At 51.7% G+C, this 21,382-nt stretch carries 16 protein-coding genes; 13 read left to right on the top strand and 3 right to left on the bottom strand.

The features are described 5' to 3' along the window. The first annotated feature begins 327 nt into the window (after positions 1 to 327). The 6 genes from BMX45_RS26725 (at position 328) to BMX45_RS26700 (ending at position 6,035) form a co-directional block, all read left to right on the top strand. Positions 328 to 894, top strand: a complete 567-nt coding sequence (locus BMX45_RS26725) for a class I SAM-dependent methyltransferase (RefSeq protein ID WP_090913300.1) — start codon at positions 328 to 330, stop codon at positions 892 to 894. A 151-nt stretch (positions 895 to 1,045) separates the two neighbouring features. After that, entirely contained in the window at positions 1,046 to 1,678 is a 633-nt protein-coding gene (locus tag BMX45_RS26720) for a hypothetical protein (protein ID WP_254778280.1), read from the top strand. Positions 1,679 to 1,977: 299 nt separating this feature from the next. Beyond that, positions 1,978 to 2,763 carry a TerC family protein gene (locus BMX45_RS26715; protein ID WP_015737544.1) on the top strand — a complete coding sequence of 262 codons (786 nt, stop codon included), beginning with the start codon at positions 1,978 to 1,980 and terminating at the stop codon, positions 2,761 to 2,763. 535 nt (positions 2,764 to 3,298) lie between these two features. Beyond that, positions 3,299 to 4,045, top strand: coding sequence for a type I methionyl aminopeptidase (map, locus tag BMX45_RS26710; RefSeq protein WP_090913296.1), 747 nt, complete (start codon positions 3,299 to 3,301; stop codon positions 4,043 to 4,045). Positions 4,046 to 4,310: 265 nt separating this feature from the next. Then, positions 4,311 to 5,123, top strand: a complete 813-nt coding sequence (gene pdxK, locus BMX45_RS26705) for a pyridoxine/pyridoxal/pyridoxamine kinase (RefSeq protein WP_090913294.1) — start codon at positions 4,311 to 4,313, stop codon at positions 5,121 to 5,123. 261 nt (positions 5,124 to 5,384) lie between these two features. After that, the gene (locus BMX45_RS26700; protein WP_015737540.1) at positions 5,385 to 6,035 is read left to right on the top strand and encodes a YqaA family protein; all 651 of its coding nucleotides are present in this window, start codon (positions 5,385 to 5,387) and stop codon (positions 6,033 to 6,035) included. 208 nt (positions 6,036 to 6,243) lie between these two features. On the opposite strand, the gene BMX45_RS26695 is transcribed toward BMX45_RS26700, so the two are convergent. Then, on the bottom strand, positions 6,244 to 6,864 hold the full coding sequence (locus tag BMX45_RS26695) for a hypothetical protein (RefSeq protein ID WP_090913292.1): 621 nt from the start codon (positions 6,862 to 6,864) through the stop codon (positions 6,244 to 6,246). A 308-nt stretch (positions 6,865 to 7,172) separates the two neighbouring features. Between BMX45_RS26695 and BMX45_RS26690 the strand changes: the two genes are divergently transcribed. Both BMX45_RS26690 and BMX45_RS26685 read left to right on the top strand, forming a co-directional pair. Next, positions 7,173 to 8,246, top strand: a complete 1,074-nt coding sequence (locus BMX45_RS26690; protein ID WP_090913291.1) for an ATP-binding protein — start codon at positions 7,173 to 7,175, stop codon at positions 8,244 to 8,246. Positions 8,247 to 8,307: 61 nt separating this feature from the next. Continuing rightward, positions 8,308 to 9,531: an MFS transporter gene (locus BMX45_RS26685; protein ID WP_090913289.1), complete on the top strand. Its 1,224-nt coding sequence runs from the start codon at positions 8,308 to 8,310 to the stop codon at positions 9,529 to 9,531. 158 nt (positions 9,532 to 9,689) lie between these two features. Here the strand turns inward: BMX45_RS26685 and BMX45_RS26680 are convergent, their stop codons facing one another. Then, positions 9,690 to 11,408, bottom strand: a complete 1,719-nt coding sequence (locus tag BMX45_RS26680) for a ribonuclease J1 (protein ID WP_015737537.1) — start codon at positions 11,406 to 11,408, stop codon at positions 9,690 to 9,692. Positions 11,409 to 11,591: 183 nt separating this feature from the next. On the opposite strand from BMX45_RS26680, the gene BMX45_RS26675 reads away from it, so the two are divergent. Further along, complete coding sequence (locus BMX45_RS26675; RefSeq protein ID WP_090913287.1) at positions 11,592 to 12,344, top strand: YqcI/YcgG family protein; 753 nt, start codon at positions 11,592 to 11,594, stop codon at positions 12,342 to 12,344. Positions 12,345 to 12,666: 322 nt separating this feature from the next. After that, a complete protein-coding gene (locus BMX45_RS26670; protein ID WP_090913285.1) occupies positions 12,667 to 14,058 on the top strand; it encodes a glycosyl hydrolase family 18 protein in 1,392 nt (463 codons plus the stop codon). On the opposite strand, the gene BMX45_RS26665 is transcribed toward BMX45_RS26670, so the two are convergent. Next, positions 14,053 to 14,931 (bottom strand): helix-turn-helix transcriptional regulator, encoded by an 879-nt coding sequence (locus BMX45_RS26665; RefSeq protein WP_090913283.1) that lies wholly within the window; start codon positions 14,929 to 14,931, stop codon positions 14,053 to 14,055. The genes BMX45_RS26670 and BMX45_RS26665 overlap by 6 nt on opposite strands. A 172-nt stretch (positions 14,932 to 15,103) precedes the next feature. On the opposite strand from BMX45_RS26665, the gene yicI reads away from it, so the two are divergent. The 3 genes from yicI (at position 15,104) to BMX45_RS26650 (ending at position 20,983) form a co-directional block, all read left to right on the top strand. Further along, positions 15,104 to 17,431 carry an alpha-xylosidase gene (gene yicI / locus BMX45_RS26660; protein ID WP_090913281.1) on the top strand — a complete coding sequence of 776 codons (2,328 nt, stop codon included), beginning with the start codon at positions 15,104 to 15,106 and terminating at the stop codon, positions 17,429 to 17,431. 212 nt (positions 17,432 to 17,643) lie between these two features. Beyond that, on the top strand, positions 17,644 to 19,452 hold the full coding sequence (locus tag BMX45_RS26655) for a cache domain-containing sensor histidine kinase (protein WP_090913279.1): 1,809 nt from the start codon (positions 17,644 to 17,646) through the stop codon (positions 19,450 to 19,452). Then, positions 19,427 to 20,983, top strand: coding sequence for a response regulator transcription factor (locus BMX45_RS26650; RefSeq protein WP_090913277.1), 1,557 nt, complete (start codon positions 19,427 to 19,429; stop codon positions 20,981 to 20,983). Before BMX45_RS26655 ends, BMX45_RS26650 begins: the two co-directional genes overlap by 26 nt. Positions 20,984 to 21,382: the final 399 nt, after the last annotated feature.

Genomic DNA, 21,382 nt, shown 5'->3' with positions numbered 1-21,382 from the left:
ATCGGGCATTTCCATGGTCATCATGATCAGGGGAATGCCCTTTTCTGGTTCAGCTTACTATTATGGCCGCCGCAGTTCCTATTTCAATCCAACGATCTCTTGCATGGTTTTTTCAATCGTACAGTCCGCGTAGCATCAAGAGGCTGTCTGAGGCATGCCTAGCGGAAGAGAATCGGCCGTAATCGTTATAGATCAACGAACCGGTTTACATCGTTCCCGATCAAGGGTATGGTAGACCCACAGGGAGAATTCTCCTTTTCACAGTTGGTACAAGTACATATTGCAACATGCCATAATATGCGATTCATCGAGGAGGAGAGCGATAACATGAAAGAGAGTTTTGATCCGTCACTCATCGAGCGATTGGAAAGTCCGGAAAGGAAAAAAGAGCTGCCGGCTTCTTCACTGCTTAAGAAGCTTCAGGTGAATGGCGAGGTAGATGTGCTGGATATCGGGGCGGGTACCGGCTATTTTTCCATACCGGCAGCCTCATTAACGACAGGCACCGTTTACGCGCTGGATACCGAGCCAGCCATGCTCGACATGATGCGCAGGCGTGCACAGGAGCAAGGAATCACGAATGTGAAGGTGATGGAAGGTTTCTTGGAACAGCTTCCCTTCCAGGATGAAACCGTGGATCGAGTCATCGCCTCCTTGATTCTTCACATCACTGATCGGCTGGAGGAGTCTATCTCCCAAATCGCTAGAGTGATGCGGCCAGGCGGGCGCTGCTTGTGTCTGGAATGGCAGGAGGACCCGTCAGAGAAGCGGGTTCCGAGGCCAAACCGGGTTGATCCGCAGGTGCTGAAGGCTTTGTTGGAGCAAGCAGGGCTTCAGGTTGACGGAATCCGGTATCCCACGGATCGTCACTACCTGATCATTGCCAGTAAATAGTTCATGACAGTTGCAGCTTTTTGATGGGGTACTTCCTTAGATAGGCAGCAGAATGGCCGTATCCCGTATTATTGGAGTGGATCGGCGCATTTACGGATAGAGCTGGAACATTTTAGGGGAGAGGGCCGTCTAAGGATTGAGGTGACCCATAATGAGAAAATCAAAGGTTATGATCATGCTTAGCTGTTTGCTCTTGCTCGTCAGCCTGTATACGATAAAACCATCCGACGTCTTTGCTTGCTCATGTGCCGGACCGCCTGAGGTTGCGGAAAGCTTGGAACGGAGCGCAGCGATATTCGCAGGCAAGGTGACTCAGATCGCGGGCCCGCCGCGGAAGCTGGCTATGTCATCGGCAGATCCGGTTCATGTTACGTTAGAGGTAACGGAAGTATGGAAAGGCGAGCTGAACCCCGTGACGGAGCTTACCACGGCCATGTCATCGGCCAGCTGCGGTTATGACCAGTTTGCCGTAGGCAGCGAATATCTGGTGATCGCGTCCGCGGAGTCGGGACGGCTGACAACAGGGCTTTGTGACGGAACGAAGGCGCTCACCGCCGCCGGTAAGGAGCTATCCGAGCTAGGGGCCGGATATCCTCCAAAAGCTGCGCCTCCACCGGGCGAAACGGGGTCTGATACGCTTGCCGAGGGAATGCTTCCAAGCCAAGGCGAGGCTGCAGATCAGACATTTATGCAGAGGCCTTTCCTGTGGGGGGCTGTCGCAGTGCTGATGGCAGCTGGACTATGGCTCTATTTTTGGAGGAAGAAAAAAAGAAATGTAAAGTGAATGTAAAATTTTTGAAAGTCTATTGGCGGTGGTAAACGGCCATGCTATAATTCATGTATTCAAGTAAAGGGGAGTAGCAGTCGCAGCAAAGTCGTCAATTCGTGACACGAACGTGTCTCCGGCTTTGTTGGCAACGAAAGTTGTTTGCGAGACCTTTGCCGATTCGGTAAAGGTGCTTATTCCTACAGCCTATTTCTGGGTAGATACCTTTATCGCCGATTTTCGGGATAAAGGTTTTTTGTTTTATACGCCTTTAAAACGTAAATCGGATCATCCTATTCATGAAGGAGAGATTGCGTTTGGAAATGGGACTGTTGCTCGAATATGGGTGGGTGCTGCTGGTGTTGATTGGACTCGAGGGGATTCTCGCAGCCGATAATGCCCTGGTGATGTCCATCATGGTTAAGCATTTGCCGGAGGACAAAAGGAAGAAGGCGTTATTTTACGGATTGGCCGGTGCGTTTGTGTTCCGTTTCGCATCCCTCTTCATTATCTCTTTTCTGGCGGATGTCTGGTACGTACAGGCGATTGGAGCCTTCTACCTGCTGTATATCAGTATCAATCATATGGTGAAGCAGTTCTTTGTAAAGAAGAAGAAACATCTGAAGGAAGCTGAAATGAAACAAGAAAAATTCTGGGTTACCGTGTTAAAGGTAGAGCTTGCGGATATTGCGTTTGCGGTTGATGCGATTTTGGCTGCCGTAGCCCTCGCCTTGACGTTGCCGGAAACCGGCCTCCCGAATATCGGAGGCATGGACGGCGGACAATTCCTGGTTATCCTGGCAGGCGGAATTATCGGCTTGGTGATCATGCGGTTCGCGGCATCGTATTTCGGCAGGCTGCTCGTAAGAAGGCCCGGCTTGGAAACGGCTGCATTCCTGATCGTGGGATGGGTAGGAATCAAGCTGGCCGTCTATACGCTCGCGCACCCGGATATCGCAGTATTAGAGAAGACGTTTCCCAAGAGTGCCGGCTGGAAGCTCATATTCTGGGGCGTATTGATCCTGATCGCGGTCCTCGGCTGGTTCTTGTCCAAGGAGAAGAGCGATATGACCCAGAAGGAACGGAAACAAGTGGAAAGCTAAAGCAACAGCCCCTTTTGATATAATGGAACATAGGAAAAAGAAAGGAATCGTGATCTCGCGTGTAAAATTATCGTTTCTGCGCAACCTTTAAATATATAGATATGAGGAGAAACGATTGTCATTGGATAATTGAAAGTTAAAACTGGATAACATGCTGCCCGCCCTGATTCTGCTCATGGTCATTGAGAGTCATATAACTTTCTGGGTTACGGCCGAGTTAAAGCTGCCTCCGAGAATGCAAAACGGTTATGCCGCGGCGTCCGTACCAGTCCGCATTTGACCGAAAGGCAGAAATTCCTAACGGAAATCATTGAGGTTACCTTGGCTTAAGAGTAGAATAAGATCATGTAGGGCGCTATCAGCTTTTCTTTTTTTGGGATACAAGACAAGAAAACAGATACACCTTGTGATTGTGAATCAGCCTTATTGGCCGGGGAGTGAGGAGGACGCAGATGCCTGTCCTGAAGCTCCTTCGGTCAGCTAAGGCTTTTTGATTTGAATAGGAGATAACAGCCATGAAAAGGAGTGAGCAGGATTGATAATCCTCAAAACACAAGAACAAATCGCCAAAATGAATAAAGCCGGCGATATTCTCGCCGAATGCCATCGTCAAATCGCCAACATGATCAAGCCGGGCGTAACGACGCTGGAGATTGATCAGTTTGTCGAACGGTTCCTGGCGGAGCGCGGCGCGACGCCGGAGCAGAAGGGATATCATGGTTATCCTTTTGCGACCTGCGCATCGGTCAATGACGTGATCTGCCATGGTTTTCCGAGCCATGAGCCGCTGAAGGACGGGGATATCGTTACCATTGATATGGTGGTGAAGTACGATGGTTGGCTCGCCGATTCGGCTTGGTCCTATCCGGTCGGAAACGTCTCCGAGGAAGCGCAGCATCTGCTGGACGTGACGAGGAAAGCCCTGTATCTCGGAATTGAGCAAGCGGTAATCGGCAACCGGATCGGCGATATTTCCCATGCGATTCAATCCTATGCGGAAGCACAGAATTTATCGGTTGTCCGTCACTTCGTGGGGCACGCCATCGGCGAAAATATGCATGAGGAGCCGCAGGTTCCGCATTACGGGCCACCCAACCGCGGGACTCGCCTTAAAGAGGGCATGGTCATCACCATCGAACCGATGCTGAACCTGGGAACGTATCAATGCAAGATCGATTCGGACGGATGGACCGCCAGAACCGTGGACGGCAAATGGTCCGCGCAGTATGAGCACACGCTCGCCATCACGAAGGATGGCCCGGTGATCCTGACGGAGCAATAAGAAGTGACTTCATGTGTGAGCCTACACAAAGAATCCAACGAAGCTGGCGGAATTGTTCTGTAGAAACGGAGTGGTCGCCTTTGCCCCCGAATTCCAACGATAGTTATCGTATTTCAAAGGAAATCTGGGGGCAACAGCGATCGGAAGAACCATCCGCAGGCGGAGTGATGCGTGACCATGCAAAATTCGACATCTGCGAATAGACGTCAATCCCAGTTTTTCTTATAATAGAGTAATCATTTTACAAGCGAAGGGAACATGGAACATGACGATACGAAAAGCATTAACCGTAGCCGGCTCGGATACAAGCGGCGGCGCTGGCATCCAGGCCGATCTGAAAACCTTTCAGGAATTTGACGTATACGGAATGACCGCACTCACCACGATTGTCTGCATGGAACCAAAAACCTGGGATCACCAGGTTTTCCCGGTAGCATTGGATATCGTTGAAACGCAGTTGAAAACCGTGCTCGAGGGCATCGGCATCGATGCCATGAAGACCGGCATGCTCGGATCCGTAGAGATCATCGAGCTCGTTTCCCAGTATATCGACCGCTATGATCTGAAACGGATCGTCATCGATCCGGTGATGGTCTGCAAAGGCACGGATGAAGTGCTGCAGCCCGAAAATACGGAAGCGATGCTGGAATTCCTTCTCCCGCGCGCCGATTTGGTAACGCCAAATCTGTTCGAGGCGTCCCAGCTGGCCAAATCCGGTCCGATCACGTCCCTGGATCAAATGCAGGAGGCTGCCGCCATCATTCACGAGCGCGGCGCAAAGAACGTGCTGATTAAGGACAGAGGCAAGATCCGCGAAGGCAAAGCCATGGACCTGCTCTATGACGGAAGCAACTTCGAATGGTTCGAGGCCGACGCCATCGTTACCAAGTACACCCACGGTGCGGGCTGCACGTCATCCGCTTCCATCACGGCCAATCTTGCCAAGGGCTTGAGCGTTCGCGAGTCGGTACAGCAAGCCAAAGCCTTCATTACCCAGGCGATTTCGAACGGCTTCCCGCTGAATGAATTCGTAGGTCCGACAAGGCATTCCGCACACCGCAGTTTATCTGCAAATTAAACAAGATGCATTTATTTGCAAGCTTATTCATGCATGGAATTCCGCTTGCGAGGAGCGACCGAAAACCTTTCTTCCTAGAAGAAAGGTTTTTTTGTTGTTAGTCGAACCTGCTGCATATAGTATATAGGTGCAAAGGCATGCTTCGTTCTGCGCGTTTTTTCGGCAGGGATCAAGCGGCTTAGGTCCTTTCCAGTATAATTATGTGCTATACTTTATAAAGGGTCTGATAGAAACAGGAAGAAAATGTTTAGGGGTTGAGACATGTTTCAGGACATTTTGGATTTTTTGATGAAGTTTGGTCCATGGGGATTGTTTATTCATTCGTTTGCGGATGCTGTCATTTTTCCGGTTCCCGCCTTTTTTCTGCAGGTTTCGCTAAGCATCATGCATCCGCAGAATGCACTGTGGCTTGCAACGTATGGTTTTATCGGATGCTTGCTGGGGACGCCGCTGGGCTATTTGATCGGAAAGCTGCTTGGGAAGTCGGTATTATACAAGATACTGAAAAAAGAGTGGATTGACGCTGCAACGAACATGTTTCAAAAAAACGGCGAAGCCGCCATACTGATCGGCTCCTTTACGCCGGTTCCCTTTAAAGTGTTTACGATTCTGTCGGGATGTTTGAAATTCCCGCTATGGAGACTGCTGGCATATGCCGCGCTGGGCCGGGCTACCAAGTTTTATGTGGTGGGTACCCTGTTCTATCTGTACGGTAACGCCGCGGAGGGCATGGTTAAGGATGTATCGTTGTATATTGCGCTCATCGCCGTTCCGCTTCTGTTGATCGGCGTGTACTTTAACCGCAAACGCAAGCGCAAGAAAATGGAGCAGCAAAAACTGGCTGAATCCGGTCCCGTCGTGGTGGAGAAGGCGGTTCTGGAGCAGGCGTCGGATCAGACTCCATCGGCCTAACGCTAGAGAATGACGCCGGGGGTTAATCCCCGCGAGGAACATATAAAATAACCCCACAAAGTGGAGCCTATGCTTCGATGCTTATTCCAAATACTTTGCGGGGACCCCAAAAAACTTTATTTAAAAAAAGCAGCCGGGTGCGAGCCCGGCTGCTTTTTTCCAAGGTATCAGAGAAACATATTTATATCATAGCTACATATTTTCGGTATTAACCCGTTTTTCCGATTCTGAAGAACTTGCCTCGGCCTTTCGTGGTCACAGGAACAAACGTCGGCGACGAGGACAACGGGGCTGGCATATCTTGAGCAAGATAACCGTGTAGAGGCCCGCGATAGACTTCATTCAACTGGGGGGAGTGGGAGAAATCTTCCGGCGTTACAAGATGACAAGGCTTGTTCACAGGCCGCAGGCCTGCTTGCTCCAGCACCGTCGCGACAAAGTGGGAGCAGAAAAAAGCATCATCACGATCGATATGAATCCGAAACAATATACCCAGCAGCCCTAGCAGATTATATTTGTAGCGGTCCTGATCACGCATCATCTCTTTGACAAGATTGTGCATGCGTTGATAGTCTTCATTACTGACGCGGAAGCGATATACCGCGCACTCCGAAGTGTAGAAGAAAGGGTCACGCAGATTCTCGCGAACCAAACCGCCGTCAAACGGATTGTTCGCCTTCTTTCGCCCAAAGCTGTACACTTCGCGTAACTCGGAATCAAACGCAATGGATGCATGGTTAAGTGGGGCCTTCGTGAAATATTGGATCATTCTGCTGAACCAGGTGCCCGTGCCTGTAAGCACAATCCAAATATCTTGTTCCGTGTACATACTCGCAAACTCCTTTGTTAACGATCCTAACGTCTAGCAATTGTAAATGACTTGCTTTCTTTCACAATAAACGAAAAAGCCATAGCGTTCAAGTCAAAAAAAACCATTTTCTCTCAATTTCACTAGAATAGCGCTGGGATAGACACCAAATATTAGAAATCTCATATCCAATATATTCGCTTCATGTCCGAATTATCCTTTGGATTGTTTTATTTATATTCCATATAGGCTAAAAGGAGAAGCTATCCCATATCTAGAAATTAGGTAAAACCGATTTGAACAATGAAAGACAGGAGGATCTCCAAACGATGATGAATAGTGAATGTCTCAGCTATGATTTTATGGTTCAGGCGATAGAAGTTGCGCCGATTGGAACGGTATTCATCGATTCAGAGGGGAGCATTATCCGAATCAATCCGGCAGCTTGCACGATGCTCGGATATGACGAGGAAGAATGCCTGCATCATCCCTATAACGATTGGGTTTATCCGGAGGACGTAACTAAGGACAAGGAAATGATGGAAAATTTTAAAACGGGCCGGATCTCTTCCTTGCAAATGGAAAAGAGATTGATTCATAAACAGGGGGATATCAGGTGGGTATCGTGCAGGCTTAGCACAGCCCACAGCAGAGAGGGAAGGGCACTGGGCTATGTAGCGCATTTGACGGATATCACCGACATGAAGAGAGCGGCCGATCAGGAGGAGAAGCGGCTGATCCAGTCCGACAAGCTGTCCATGGCCGGGCAGCTTGCCGCAGGAATCGCCCATGAAATCCGTAATCCGATGACATCCATCAAAGGATTCGTACAGCTGATTCGCTCCGGCGCCGGACGGAAGGATGAATATTTCGATATTATATCCTCGGAGATTGAAAGGATCGAACTGATTGTCAGTGAGCTTCTGTTCTTGGCTAAGCCGCAAAGCGTGAAATTCGAGCGTGCCGATATCCGGCAGCTGCTGGAACAAGTGATTACGCTATTAAATACGCAGGCGATTATACATAACGTAGAGATCATAACCGATTTTGGAGAGGAAAAGGCCAATGTGGACGGTGACGTCAATCATTTAAAGCAGGTCTTCATCAACTTTATAAAGAATGCGTTGGAATCGATGCCGGACGGTGGCGAGTTGAACATACGACTGGAGAGAGGCAGCGACCAGACCGTGGCCATCCATTTCACGGATAACGGATGCGGAATCCCGCAATCGATCCTATCCCGTCTTGGGGAACCGTTCTTCACAACGAAGGAGAAAGGCAACGGCTTGGGGTTCATGATCAGCAAGAAAATGATCGAGGATCACAGGGGGCAGGTGTATGTGACCAGCAAGCTTCAGGAGGGAACCACCATAACGGTCATGTTGCCGCTTAGCATAATCTAGCTTGACCGGACGTATGGTTCGCTCTACATTATAGAAAGATATAGGAGAGGGGGCGGTTAATATGGGCAACATGCAATTGTTAAAAGAGCCCAAACGGCGCAAGCTGCTATTCAGCGCGGGTGCCAGCTGGATGTTCGATGCGATGGACGTCGGCATGATTTCGTTTGTTGTTGCGGCATTGGCAGCTGAATGGTCGCTAAGCTCGCAGCAGGTCGGCATTCTGACAAGCACCACATCGATCGGAATGGTATTCGGCGCGGCCATGGCCGGATTTCTGGCGGATAAATATGGACGGAAAAATATTTTGCTGTGGACACTGCTCATATTCTCGATAGCGAGCGGTCTTTCCGCTCTAGCTACCGGTTTTGTCATGCTGTGCCTGATGCGCTTTATCGCCGGCTTCGGACTTGGCGGAGAGCTTCCGGTAGCTTCGACGCTGGTATCCGAAAGCATGCCCGTTCATGAACGGGGAAGAGCGGTGGTGCTGCTGGAAAGCTTTTGGGCGGCAGGCTGGATACTATCTGCGCTTATTGCTTACTTTGTCATTCCAGATTACGGCTGGCGGACAGCCTTTGTCATCGGGGCTTTGCCCGCGTTCTATGCATTATACCTGCGGCGAGCCATCGAAGATTCGCCAAGGTATATCGAGCAGAAGGCCAAGGCCGTCCGGAAGCTGACCTTCGGGCAGCGTGTGGCCTCGGTCTGGTCGGTCGAACATCGGCGTACGAGCATTATGCTGTGGGTATTGTGGTTTACGGTCGTATTTTCTTATTACGGGATGTTCCTGTGGCTTCCCACCGTCATGGTCGATAAAGGATTCAGCTTGGTTCGAAGCTTCCAATACGTGTTGATTATGACGCTTGCCCAATTGCCGGGGTATTTTACGGCGGCGTATTTTATCGAGAAGTTCGGACGTAAATTCGTGCTGGTTACTTATTTGGTGCTTACGGCGCTGAGCGCAATCTGGTTTGGCTACGCCAATACGGAAGGCTCGCTGCTCGCCGCAGGCATATCCTTGTCCTTCTTCAATCTGGGAGCATGGGGAGGCTTGTATGCGTACAGCCCGGAGCTTTATCCGACGAAGGTTCGTTCCACGGGAGTCGGGCTTGCCACATCGTTCGGCCGGATCGGCGGCGTGATCGCGCCGCTGCTCGTCGGCGTGCTGAAGCAGAACGGTACCCGCATCGAAATCATTTTCGTGATGTTTTTCGTAACCATCCTGATTGGGGCCCTGGGGGTACTGGTGCTTGGCAAGGAAACGAAAGGCCTGGAGCTTGCGGACTAAAACAGCCCCAGCTCCATGGGCTTGATTTACAGAAGGACGACAGGCTTCGAGATGTATGTTTTCGATATGATAAAAAGAAGGGTGGATCCCAAGGTTTAATGACTTTGGGTCCACCCTTATTTTAGTGCACAATGTCAAGCGTTAACGAGATCGAAGCGCTATACCTCCATAATGGAAGGCATAATGTACGGGCTTCTGCCCAGCTCCCGCTTAAAATAGCGGTTGAGCGTGTTGTTGGTCATCTGCTCCCAGGCAGCACGGTTGTATTCCCGCTGCTCGCCGGCTTTGTTCAGCTGTTTGCGCAGCATCGCTTCGGCCCGGCGCAGAAGCGGCTTGGAGTCCTGCATATACACGAACCCGCGGGTAATCAGCTCCGGTCCGGAGAGCAGCTTGCGCGTTTCCCGGTTAATGGTAATCGCGACGATCACCACGCCATCGTGCGCGAGCTGCACGCGTTCCTCGAGCAGCTCCTTCTCATGGGTGCGCAGTTCACCATTGTTAATATAGACGTCACCCGAAGGGATGTTCCGGCCTTTACGGGCATAATTGCGGAAAAGGGACAGCGTGTTGCCGATGTTCATCAAGTAGACGTTGCTGTCGGGAACCCCGACCTGCACGGCAAGATGACGGTGATTGAGCATCATCCGGTATTCTCCGTGAATCGGCACGAAGTATTTGGGACGCAAGCTGCTGATCATGAGTTTCAAATCTTCGCGGCAGCCGTGGCCTGAGGTGTGGATATCGAGAATGGAGCCGTATTTGACTTCGGCCCCGGCCCGCATTAAGAGATCGATGCTGCGGTTAACGTTCTGGGTGTTCCCGGGAATCGGCGATGACGAGAAAATGACGGTGTCCTCCGGATGAATCTGGATCGAACGATGGGCACCCGAAGCGATGCGCGTCAGCGCCGCATTGGGTTCGCCCTGACTGCCCGTGCAAATAATGAGCACCTGGTCGTCGCGGTAGCGGTTAACGGCTTTGACGTCAATCATCATGCCGTCCGGCACGCGAATATAACCAAGCTCCTGGCCGATCACAAACACCTTTTCCATGCTGCGGCCGACGATGGCGATTTTGCGGCCGGTTCGAATGGCGGCTTCGACCACCTGCTGCAAACGATGAACGTTGGATGCAAAGGTCGCAAACAGGATCCGCCCGGGACACTCCTGGAACAGGCGCAGAATGGAATCGCCGACGGTACGCTCCGAAGGGGTAAAGCCGTCGCGTTCGCTATTGGTGCTGTCGGCCATCAGGGCCAGGACGCCGCGTCCGCCGATATGCAGAATTTTGTGCAGATTGGCAGGCTTGTCCTCCGGCGTAAAATCAAATTTAAAGTCCCCGGTATGTACGATCGGTCCGTACGGAGTTTCGACAACGACCCCGAAGGCATCCGGAATGCTGTGGGTGGTTCTGAAAAAATGAACGGAAAGATGACGGAATGCAATCGTCTCGTCTTCATGGAAAATGCGCAGATCACTCTGATCCAGCAGGCGATGCTCTTCCAGCTTCGCACGAACCAGGCCGATGGTCAGGGCTCCGCCATAGATCGGCATCTGAATTTGACGAAGCACGTAAGGAATAGCCCCGATATGGTCTTCATGGCCATGGGTCAGGAACATACCCTTTACTTTGTGCTTATTATCGAGCAAGTAACGAATATCCGGAATAATGTAATCGACGCCGCTCATTTCGGCATCCGGGAATTTCAGTCCGGCATCGATGATAATGATCTCGTTTTTGAATTCGACGCCGTACATGTTCTTTCCGATCTCGCCAAGCCCCCCCAGCGCAAAGATGCGCACGGGCGGAGCGGACGGCCTCGGTTTTTTGGCGGGTTTGGCAGTTTGAATCTTATCGGTTAGCAGGGGTTTAGACATAATGTGAAAGAATCCTCTCTATGGTAATTAAGGCATAAGCCTGGTATTTTAATTTCTTCTCTACTTAAGATATCAGAAAGTTCAAGCTTTTGGGAAACGCTTTTCAAAATTCATGTGCATTTCGTCCGTGACAGTCACCTATTTTTACCCACTCTTATATGCTGTAGAAGAGGAGGACTGGTGATGAGCGGTTTAATAAGGTTAGACGATATGGGGGCTGCTTATGGATTGCCGGAGGAATGGCAGCGGGAAGCAATCGCTAAGCTGACTGAGAAAATGACGGATCGTTCCGCCAAATTCCCCTGCATTCCGGCAGTACAAGGACATACGCTAAATCATTTTAGATACGGTTTTATTAACCGCGGCGAATCGCAGGAGGCAGCGGGGCAGTTGGCCGCACTGCTGCAAGAGTTCGGGCTAGGCTCCAGGGGCTTTGGCCCTTATACTTCACTTGTCGTATTAATCCATACGGAGCATGGCCCAGATAACCTCGAAGGCGTGGAGTATTATGAGCGTTTGTTCTGGCAGCTGCTGAGCCGGACCACCGAATACGATACGGAGCCTTGGCCGGCGGATCTGCCGGAGGAACCTGACGATCATCTGTGGGAATTTTGTTATGCAGGCGAGCCTTATTTCGTGTATTGCGGAACGCCGGCACATGAGCTTCGCCAGAGCAGGTATTTCCCCTACATGATGCTTGCTTTTACGCCTCGTTGGGTTCTGAAGCAGTTCAATGCCCGGGCTAGGCAAGCTGAACATACCAAAGTGCTGATACGCAAGCGGTTGACTGAATATGATCCAGTCCCCCCGCACCCGGACTTGAAGTTCTACGGGGCGGAGGACAATTATGAATGGAAGCAATATTTCCTGCGGGATAACGAGGAGTCTCTGTCGAAATGTCCGTTTGCAAGGCTGCACAAAGAGACTCATAAATAGAAAAATAACATGCTTCTATCATCATACCCTAAATTGGAGTAAGGGTTAACAGGCATTCCATTTCAAAAAGCTGCCACTTATGCGATCATGCGCAGGGTGTCGGCTTTTTTTGCGTAGATGCGCTGCTGTGACAATGTATCGAATTTTGCCCCTGAATAAGTAAATCTTATCCTTGTTGTACAAAAAATGACCAAGTTACACTTAAAGTGTTTCACTCGATTTCATCCTAATGCGTCAGGAGGTGTATAAGGTACGGAGCTTTCGCCAGCTTTGAAAACGCTTTAATGAACCGAATGCCCATGGAGAAGGAGTTGTTTAATGAATGACAAGGCTGTCCAGAACGATGAAAGGATGGATTCTCGGACTTATCGCCGTACTGGTGTTCAGTGTCTTTCCTACGTCCCAGGCTCAAGCCGCCGAGGTCTGCGCTGAGCCTGCTTGGAGCAGTTCTGCCGTATATGGCGGGGGCAATATCGTATCCCACGGGGGTAAAGCCTGGAAAGCGAAATGGTGGACTCAGGGTGAAATCCCCGGAACGACGGGACAGTGGGGAGTATGGGAGGACCTGGGAGCGTGCAATCCAGGGACACCACCGGTGGATCCGCCAGTAGACCCGCCGGTAGATCCTCCGGGGACTGGTGATCGGATGTACGTCGCTTACGCCAGCTCATGGAACACCAGTATCTACGATTTGACGACTGCGAACATTCCGAATTACATCACGCATCTCAATCTAGCATTCGTAAGGCCGGACACTACGTATACGCAAGGGTCGTATGCGTTTGATCAAGCCGTAGCGGGCTTGGAATTCGTGGAAGGAGCCACGACGCCGAATGGGCAGCGTAAATTTACGGCCCAGCAGTCGCAGGATCTGCGCAACAACATCGCCGCACTGAGAGCCCGCGGAACGAAAGCGTTCCTCTCGGTAGGAGGCTGGTCGTACAGCCAAGGATCGCAGTGGTCCAGATTCAATGCTAAGAACATCGTCGATTTGGCCCTGGATCTTGGCGCAGCCGGCGTCGACATTGACTGGGAATCCAGCGGCAGCAGCTGCAACAAAGGAACGGCTGCCCAGTTCAGCTGTACCAAGGACGGCGAGATCGCAGGCATTATAACGAGCCTCTACAATGAAATCCATGCCAGGAATGCCAATTTGCAGATTTCCATCGCCGGCTGGTCCACGGGCGCCTATTATGTGAAGGGTACGCCGTTTGAGGAAGGCAAGGTCCAATGGGGTTCTCCTTTTGGGGGTACCATGTACCGCGTAGTTAAGGATCATGGCAGCAAGATCGACTTTATCAATCTGATGTCCTACGACGGCGGTATTTATTACGACCCGCGCGAAGGCTATGAATCCTACAAGGCGATATACAACGGACCCATCAATATGGGCATGCAGATTGCGCCGGAGGGATCCGGCGGGGCCGTCCTGCAATTGAATGCCGCGCCGGGTACGGTATACGATGCCGATATGATGAACGGTCAAAATAACATCGCGACGGCTTATTATAATGTAGAAACGATGGTAAACTACATGAAGAATAAAGGAAGAGCGAATGATGGATTCATGCTGTGGCAGCTCTGGAAACAGAGGGTCCATCAGCCAGCCCCGTCAGGCGCCGCGAACGAAAACAGCGCCGGCCAATACGTATGCCGGAACCTGCCGCTTCAGGGGGACTGCAATCAGGTCATACCAAGCCTGCCGAAATTATAATTTTTTCCGATACTCCGAAGGCGTGCAGTTCATGATTTTGCGGAATACCCGAACAAAATAACTGATGTGTCCAAATCCGACATCGAGTGCGATGTCGGATATTTTATTGTCCGGCGAACGAAGGAGCTCCGCCGCCTGGCGAACGCGATAGGAATTCATATAGTCGACGGGCGTTTGCCCGGTCATGGATTTGAAGAAGCGGCAAAATTGGCCTTCGCTCATCGGGATCAGGTCAGCCAGCTCACTTAGACGGATAGGTCGATGGTAATGACTCTGGATGTAGAGAATGACCTTCTTCAAGCGTTCCGTTCTCGTCATGTCCGCCGCTTCGCTCCGGCTGCGGTTGGCAAGCCTGCCGGAGGATGCGGCCTGAAACAGCATGAGAAACAGATGCCCCTTAATGGCAGCCTCATATCCAGCCGGTTTGTGCTTGGACAGCAGCATCATTTCTTTTATATGTTCAAGCAGGCGCCCATCGGTCCCGGCTGTCAGTCTTCTTGGAAAAGAGGCTCTCCGCTCCTGGAAGGGAACGATCATCCCTTCCTGCACAATATCATAGCTGCTGCTGGCGAGCATGCCGACATCGAACACCATGGCGCAGAAGCTGCACCCTTCATTGCCCAGGGCGTGGCCGGTGTGCAGATCTCCCCCATCGATAAATATCGCTTCGCCTGCACGGACGGGTATATATTCCGAATCGATCTGAAACAGCACCTCGCCTTCCAGCACGTAAAAAATCTCCGCTTCCTTATGCCAATGGGAGTCTACCACATGGGCGCCGGGGGCAAATTGATACCAATAGGCACCGAATGGGAAACGCTCATTCCCGTGGACAGTGCTTTCTTTTAATGACTGGCGGATGGATTGATCCATGCTGCACCTCCTTGGGATGTGAAGTGTCCCTGAATACTGTTATCTGATATCAAAATTGTGCTATAAAACAATCGGATATTGTTAGAATAGGTAAAAATGGATCAGTATAATGATATTATAACGCTTACATCTGAAAGTTCAATTTTAAAAATATAGAAGGGCGGAAGGAACGATGAAATTTACAGACGGCAACTGGCTAATCCGGGAAGGATATTCCGTTTCGGGTGCGGTTCAGGCATATGATTTTGCGGTAAAAGGAGATACGTTGACGGCTTATGCTTCCACGGCACCGATTCCGGGCAGAGGAGCGACCATCAATGCACAGCTGATCACCGTGCAGTTTCATTCCCCGGCTCCCGGCGTCATCGGCGTGAAGCTGGTACACTATGCAGGCGTACGAGATCGTGGACCTGCATTCGAATTGTACAAACAGGAGGGTGACCATACGGTCATCGAAGAGGACGATCAACAGGCTGTTCTTCGGAGCGGCAATCTGAGCGTCGTGATCAAGAAAGGCCCGGAATGGTCGGTCCACTTCTATAGAGGAGAGGAGCGCATCACCGGCAGCAGAGCCAAATCCATGGCGCATATCGTGGAGGACGGCGGACAGACCTACATGCGGGAAGAGCTCGATCTTGGCGTGGGCGAGTGGGTGTACGGCCTTGGCGAGCGATTCACTTCGTTTGTGAAGAACGGCCAGGTTGTGGATATTTGGAACCAGGATGGCGGCACAAGCTCCGAGCAAGCCTATAAAAATATTCCGTTCTACGTGACCAACAAAGGCTACGGCGTGTTTGTCAACCAGCCGGACCTCGTATCCTTTGAAGTAGCTTCAGAGAAAGTGAAGAAGGTTCAGTTCAGCGTGCCGGGCGAGTCGCTGGAGTATTTCGTGATTGACGGGCCCGATCCGAAAGGCGTTCTGGACAAATATACAAGCCTGACAGGCAAACCGGCGCTGCCGCCGGCTTGGACCTTCGGATTGTGGCTATCGACCTCCTTTACGACCCAATATGACGAAGCGACCGTAAACTCCTTCGTGGACGGTATGCTGGAGCGCGACATTCCGCTGCAAGTGTTCCATTTTGACTGCTTCTGGATGAAGGGCCTCAACTGGACGGACTTCCAATGGGATGAAGAGGTATTCCCGGATCCTGAAGGCATGCTGAAGCGACTGAAAGAAAAAGGCTTGAAAATCTGCGTATGGATCAATCCGTATATCGCGCAGCGTTCGCGCCTCTTCGAGGAAGGCCGTGAGAAGGGCTATCTCGTGAAGAAAGCCAATGGCGATGTTTGGCAGTGGAATTTGTGGCAGCCGGGCATGGCGCTGGTGGACTTTACGAATCCGGATGCTTGCGAATGGTATGCAGGGTACCTGCGCGAGCTGGCTGATATGGGCGTGGACAGCTTCAAAACGGACTTCGGCGAGCGCATTCCGACGGACGTTGTGTATTTTGACGGCTCCGATCCTCATAAAATGCACAACTATTACACCCAGCTGTACAACAAAGTGGTCTTTGACGTGCTGGTCGAGAAATTCGGCAAGAATCAGGCGGCGGTATTCGCACGCTCCGCAACCGTTGGCGGACAGCAGTTCCCTGTTCACTGGGGCGGCGATTGTTATGCGGATTATGAATCGATGGCGGAGAGCCTGCGCGGCGGCTTGTCCCTCGGTCTCGGGGGCTTCGGCTTCTGGAGCCATGACATCGGCGGCTTCGAAAATACGGCTCCGGCGCATGTGTTCAAGCGCTGGCTGGCGTTCGGCTTGCTGTCCAGCCACAGCCGTCTCCATGGCAGCAGCTCTTACCGGGTGCCATGGTCTTACGACGAAGAGGCCGTAAACGTTACGCGCTTCTTCACGAAGCTGAAGAGCCGTCTGATGCCGTATCTGTTCCATACCGCCGTACAGGCATCGGAGCAAGGCGTGCCGAGCATGCGCGCCATGTTCTTGGAATTCCCGGAAGATCCGGCCGTCGAAATGCTGGATCGTCAGTACATGCTGGGCGATTCCCTGCTCGTTGCACCGGTATTCAGCGAGAAAGGCGACGTGAAGTACTATCTGCCGAAGGGCCGCTGGACGCATTTGTTAACCGGAGAAACGGTGGATGGCGGAACCTGGCGCAAGGAAACGTACGGTTTCCTCGGACTGCCGTTGTTCGTGCGCGGCAACTCGTTCCTCGCCTTGGGTGCGAGCGACGCCCTTCCGGAATATGACTATGCAGACGGAGTAGAGCTTGGCTTGTATGCATTGGAAGACGGCAGCGAGGCTTCCGCCATCGTTCGCAACATGAACGGAGAGAGCGAACTGGTTGTACGGGCTGTACGTGCAGGCAGCCGAATCAATTTTACGGTGGAAGGCAGCGGCAAGCCGTTTTCGGTGAAGCTGCATGACACAGGAAATGTTTCTTCCGTGGAGGGCTCGGGAGTGAGCCTTGCGGAAGGGGAAATTCAAGTGGAAGCCGGTCAGCAAGCGATGGCCTTCAGCGCTACGCTGGAAGGATAAATTCGGGTTCCCCCTGCTGGTAAGCGGGTAAAAACATAGTGAAGATGAGCCCGGACCAGCTTTGTGCTGGAGTCGGGCTTCTTCCACATTTTAGCTGGCCTTGAAAGGGAGGCTGTGCTGATATAATAGGCCTGAGGCAGGCTATCCACGATGGAATGTAACCGTTTTCTTTTGCTTGCCGAAGATTAAAGGACAGGAGCGTCGACGGTCCGATGTTATCGAATTTCATTCAGCTTATGAATGACATGAAAATCCGCAATAAATTGATATTGTCATTTGTGGTCGTGGTCTTTGTACCGGTAGCCATCGTAGGGATATTCCTTACGGGAGAGCTCCGTAAGTTTGCATTCGACAATGCATTGGAACAAGCCTATCAGAACGTGGACCGGGTCAAGAAACGGTCGACCGAGGTCATCAACGTGGCGGATGATTTATCTTACCGCTTGTCCTACGACGAGCGTCTGAGGAATCTGGCCAACCGGCAATATGAAAGCGTATACGACGTGTTCGTGGCATACAGGGAATATCCCGATTTGCAACAGGCGATACGGATGTACAAGGAAATATCGAATATCCGCTTTTACAGCGACAATCCGACCATGCTGAACAATTGGGAGTTTCTTTATCCCAAGGATGAGATCAGGAGTACGGAATGGTACCGGCGGGCGGAGGACGATATCGGGGTCATCTATTGGGACTACATTGAGGATGAGCGTGATCAGAAGGTGTACCTCAGCTTGATCAAGGGGGTCGATCTTGGAAGCAAGGACAATCGCGGCGTGCTGGTGATCAATGTCAACACCGGCATGCTCAATACCATCCTGAGCCAGGAAGCGTTCGACACGATTATCGTGGACAGCAGTAACAATATTGTCGCGGCTAACCGCCCGGAACTGTACGGGAAAACGTTAGCCGAGATTGAAGATGCCAGCGGGGTCGTTTACCACGCGAGCGGCAGCTACGAGTCGGTCATCCATGACGAAGCCTCCAAGGTGCTGATCGAACCGCTGAATACGGAGTCCGGAGTGAACGGCTTGCGCATTATTTCGATATTCTCGATCGATAGCATCGTGGCGGATGCCAACCGGATCAGCAAGCTGGCCATGACCGTCATCATCATCAGCCTGCTGCTGGCCGTTCTTCTGATCTACAGCTTCTCTTCACTGATCTCGAATCGGCTGCTGCGCCTCAGCAAGCATATTACGAAGGTAGGTACCGGTAACCTTGGTGTTGCCATGGAGATCGACGGCAAGGATGAGATCGGCCAGCTGTCCCGTCAATTCAACTCCATGGTGGGCAACGTTAACGACCTGATGAACGAAGTGCAGGAGTCCAACGAACAGAAGCGGTTAATGGAGCAGAAGCAAAACGAAATCAAGTTCAAAATGATGGCCAGCCAGATCAATCCGCATTTTCTCTTTAATGCCCTGGAGTCCATTCGCATGGAGGCCCATCTCAAGGGCGAGACCGAAATCGCCCGGATCGTGCGGCTGCTCGGCAAAATGATGCGGAGCAATCTCGAGGTGGGCAGCGGAAAAACCACAATCAAGGACGAAATCGAGATGGTACAGTGCTATCTCGACATTCAGAAGTTCCGATATGAGGACCGCCTGAAATATGAACTTCAGGTGGACCCTGAAGCGAACCGGGCAAGAATCCCGCCTTTGATCATCCAGCCGCTCGTGGAGAACGCGGTCATACACGGGATGGATCACAAGGAAGAGGGAACCTCCATAAGGGTCAGGGTCACGGCCAGCGAAGGAAAACTGCACGTCATGACCGAGGACAATGGTGCAGGCATATCCCTGGACAGATTGCAGCTGATCTACGGCTATTTGAACGATATCGACGAGAAGGACGGCGGACGGATCGGGCTCCGTAACGTACATGTCCGTCTGCAGCTCACGTACGGCCCTGAGGCGGGTCTGATCATTTATAGCGAACCGGGCATTGGAACGCGTATTGAATTCAGTATTCCGACAGGAGGAGAGAGAGATGATGAAAGTGTTGATCGTGGATGACGAACCCAAACTGCGCGAAGGGCTGAAGAGCATTGTGCCATGGACCGAGCTGGGGTATCGGGTTGTTGATACCGCAGCGAACGGGAACGAAGCGCTGGAGAAGCATGGGAAGTACGACCCGGATTTGATGCTGATTGATATCCGAATGCCGGGAATGGACGGATTGCAGCTGATCGAAGCCATCCGAAACCTGGATTCCGAAATTCATCTGCTCATCTTGAGCGGATATGCCGATTTTGATTATGCCAAGCGGGCGATTTCCCACCGTGTGGACGGATATCTTCTAAAGCCGGTGGATGAGGATGAGCTGAGCAAGTATTTGCTGCAGATTAAAGAAGCCATCGTGCAGGAGCAGGAGAGGAAGGCGCTGAACAGGGCAGCTTCCGACATGAGCCGCGAGCAGTTCATTCAGACATGGTTCAACCCGGAGAGCAAGCCCGATCCAGCCGCTTTGCGGCATATGGCCGAGCGGTCGGGACTGTTATGGAACCATTACCAAGTGCTGCTTGTTCATCATAACGGCAGCGATGAACCCGGTGAGGAAACCGACGACCGGTTGAAAAACCAGCTGATCGAAGCTTTTGAAGAGAACGGCCGCGGCGCGGTGTTTTCCATGCATGGACAGCTCGGCATCCTAATGCCCACGCCGGTCTTGACGGCAGGTGGACGTAAGGAATTGCTGCAGATGGTAGAGGAAGCCGCAAGCCGGGCCGGCACGGCGATAACGGCCTCTTTGGGACGTCAGGTCCACTGTCTGGAGGATGTAGCGGATTCATACCGTTGTGCCAAAGAACGGATTCGCGAACGGTTCTTCTATGCCCCCGGGGAGATGCTGTTTCCTGAATCCGAGCGGTTTGCCGGCGGCAATACGGATGAAGAACGGCAGCCCTATGATCCGGAGCAGCTGATGGACCAGCTCTATTATGCGGTGGATGTGGGCAATGTGGAGGTGCAGCAGAAGCTGCTGCATACGGCAGCGTATGCCATGGTGAATGAAGATTACACGGAGGAGAGGATGAAACGCGCCTTCGTGGAGCTCCTGACCGGGGTGCACAACAAACTGATGCAGCATCATACGGAGCTGCAGTCCCGCACGAAGGAATACTCGGATCGGATTGCGGCAATATTCCGGCAACGAACGGCCTATGATCTGTGCCGGCATTCGTCCCAATTCCTGGAGGAGCTGATCTGGCAGGCGGGCAATGGCGGACGGGATCAGGAGATGAAGCGGATCATGGATCTGATTCAGCGTAATTACAAGGAGAACATTAAGCTGGAAACGCTGGCTTCGATATTTAATTACAATAGCGCTTACCTCGGAAAAATGTTCAAAAATACGACCGGGGAATATTTCAATACGTATCTCGATAAAGTCCGGATCGACAAAGCCAAAGATTTTTTGAAGCAGGGCATGAAGGTGTATCAGGTCGCGGAGAAGGTCGGTTATACGAACGTCGATTATTTTCATAGCAAATTCAAAAAATACGTCGGCACGTCTCCGTCCAATTTCCGTAAGAAGCTGGACCTGTAATTTAGCCGTTCCGTAACGCGGATTCGCACAATACGACCGAGCCCGGATGTGGCGCCGAGGTCATAAAGCCTATTATGACCCGAGCATCACATGAGGAACCGCGGGGGCTAGCGCACGACAAATAGGCTTAAAGTAGGGGCGGTTCGCCTAATGTCGTGTTCCGATGGTTCATATTTGCCCCCCTCATCATTCTCACCTACAACCAGACTTAGCATAAGTATTTTCATATCGTGCCCTTTAGACGCGACTAAGGTACGCGTCTTTTTGTTTTCCCCTTTCCTTCCCCTAGACATAACTGGGGAGCCAAATGCTTCGAAGCTCCGAGCGGAGGGGCCGGAATCGTATCGGAGAAGCGAAGCGGTCGCCTTTAAAGCCGGGAAACAACCTTACCCTATCATC

Origin of the sequence: Paenibacillus sp. cl141a (assembly GCF_900109305.1) — a bacterium.
GTDB classification, from domain to species: domain Bacteria; phylum Bacillota; class Bacilli; order Paenibacillales; family Paenibacillaceae; genus Paenibacillus_AQ; species Paenibacillus_AQ lautus_A.
The sequence above is the reverse complement of the archived record's forward strand: the minus strand, read 5'-3'. Positions and strand labels throughout refer to the sequence as shown.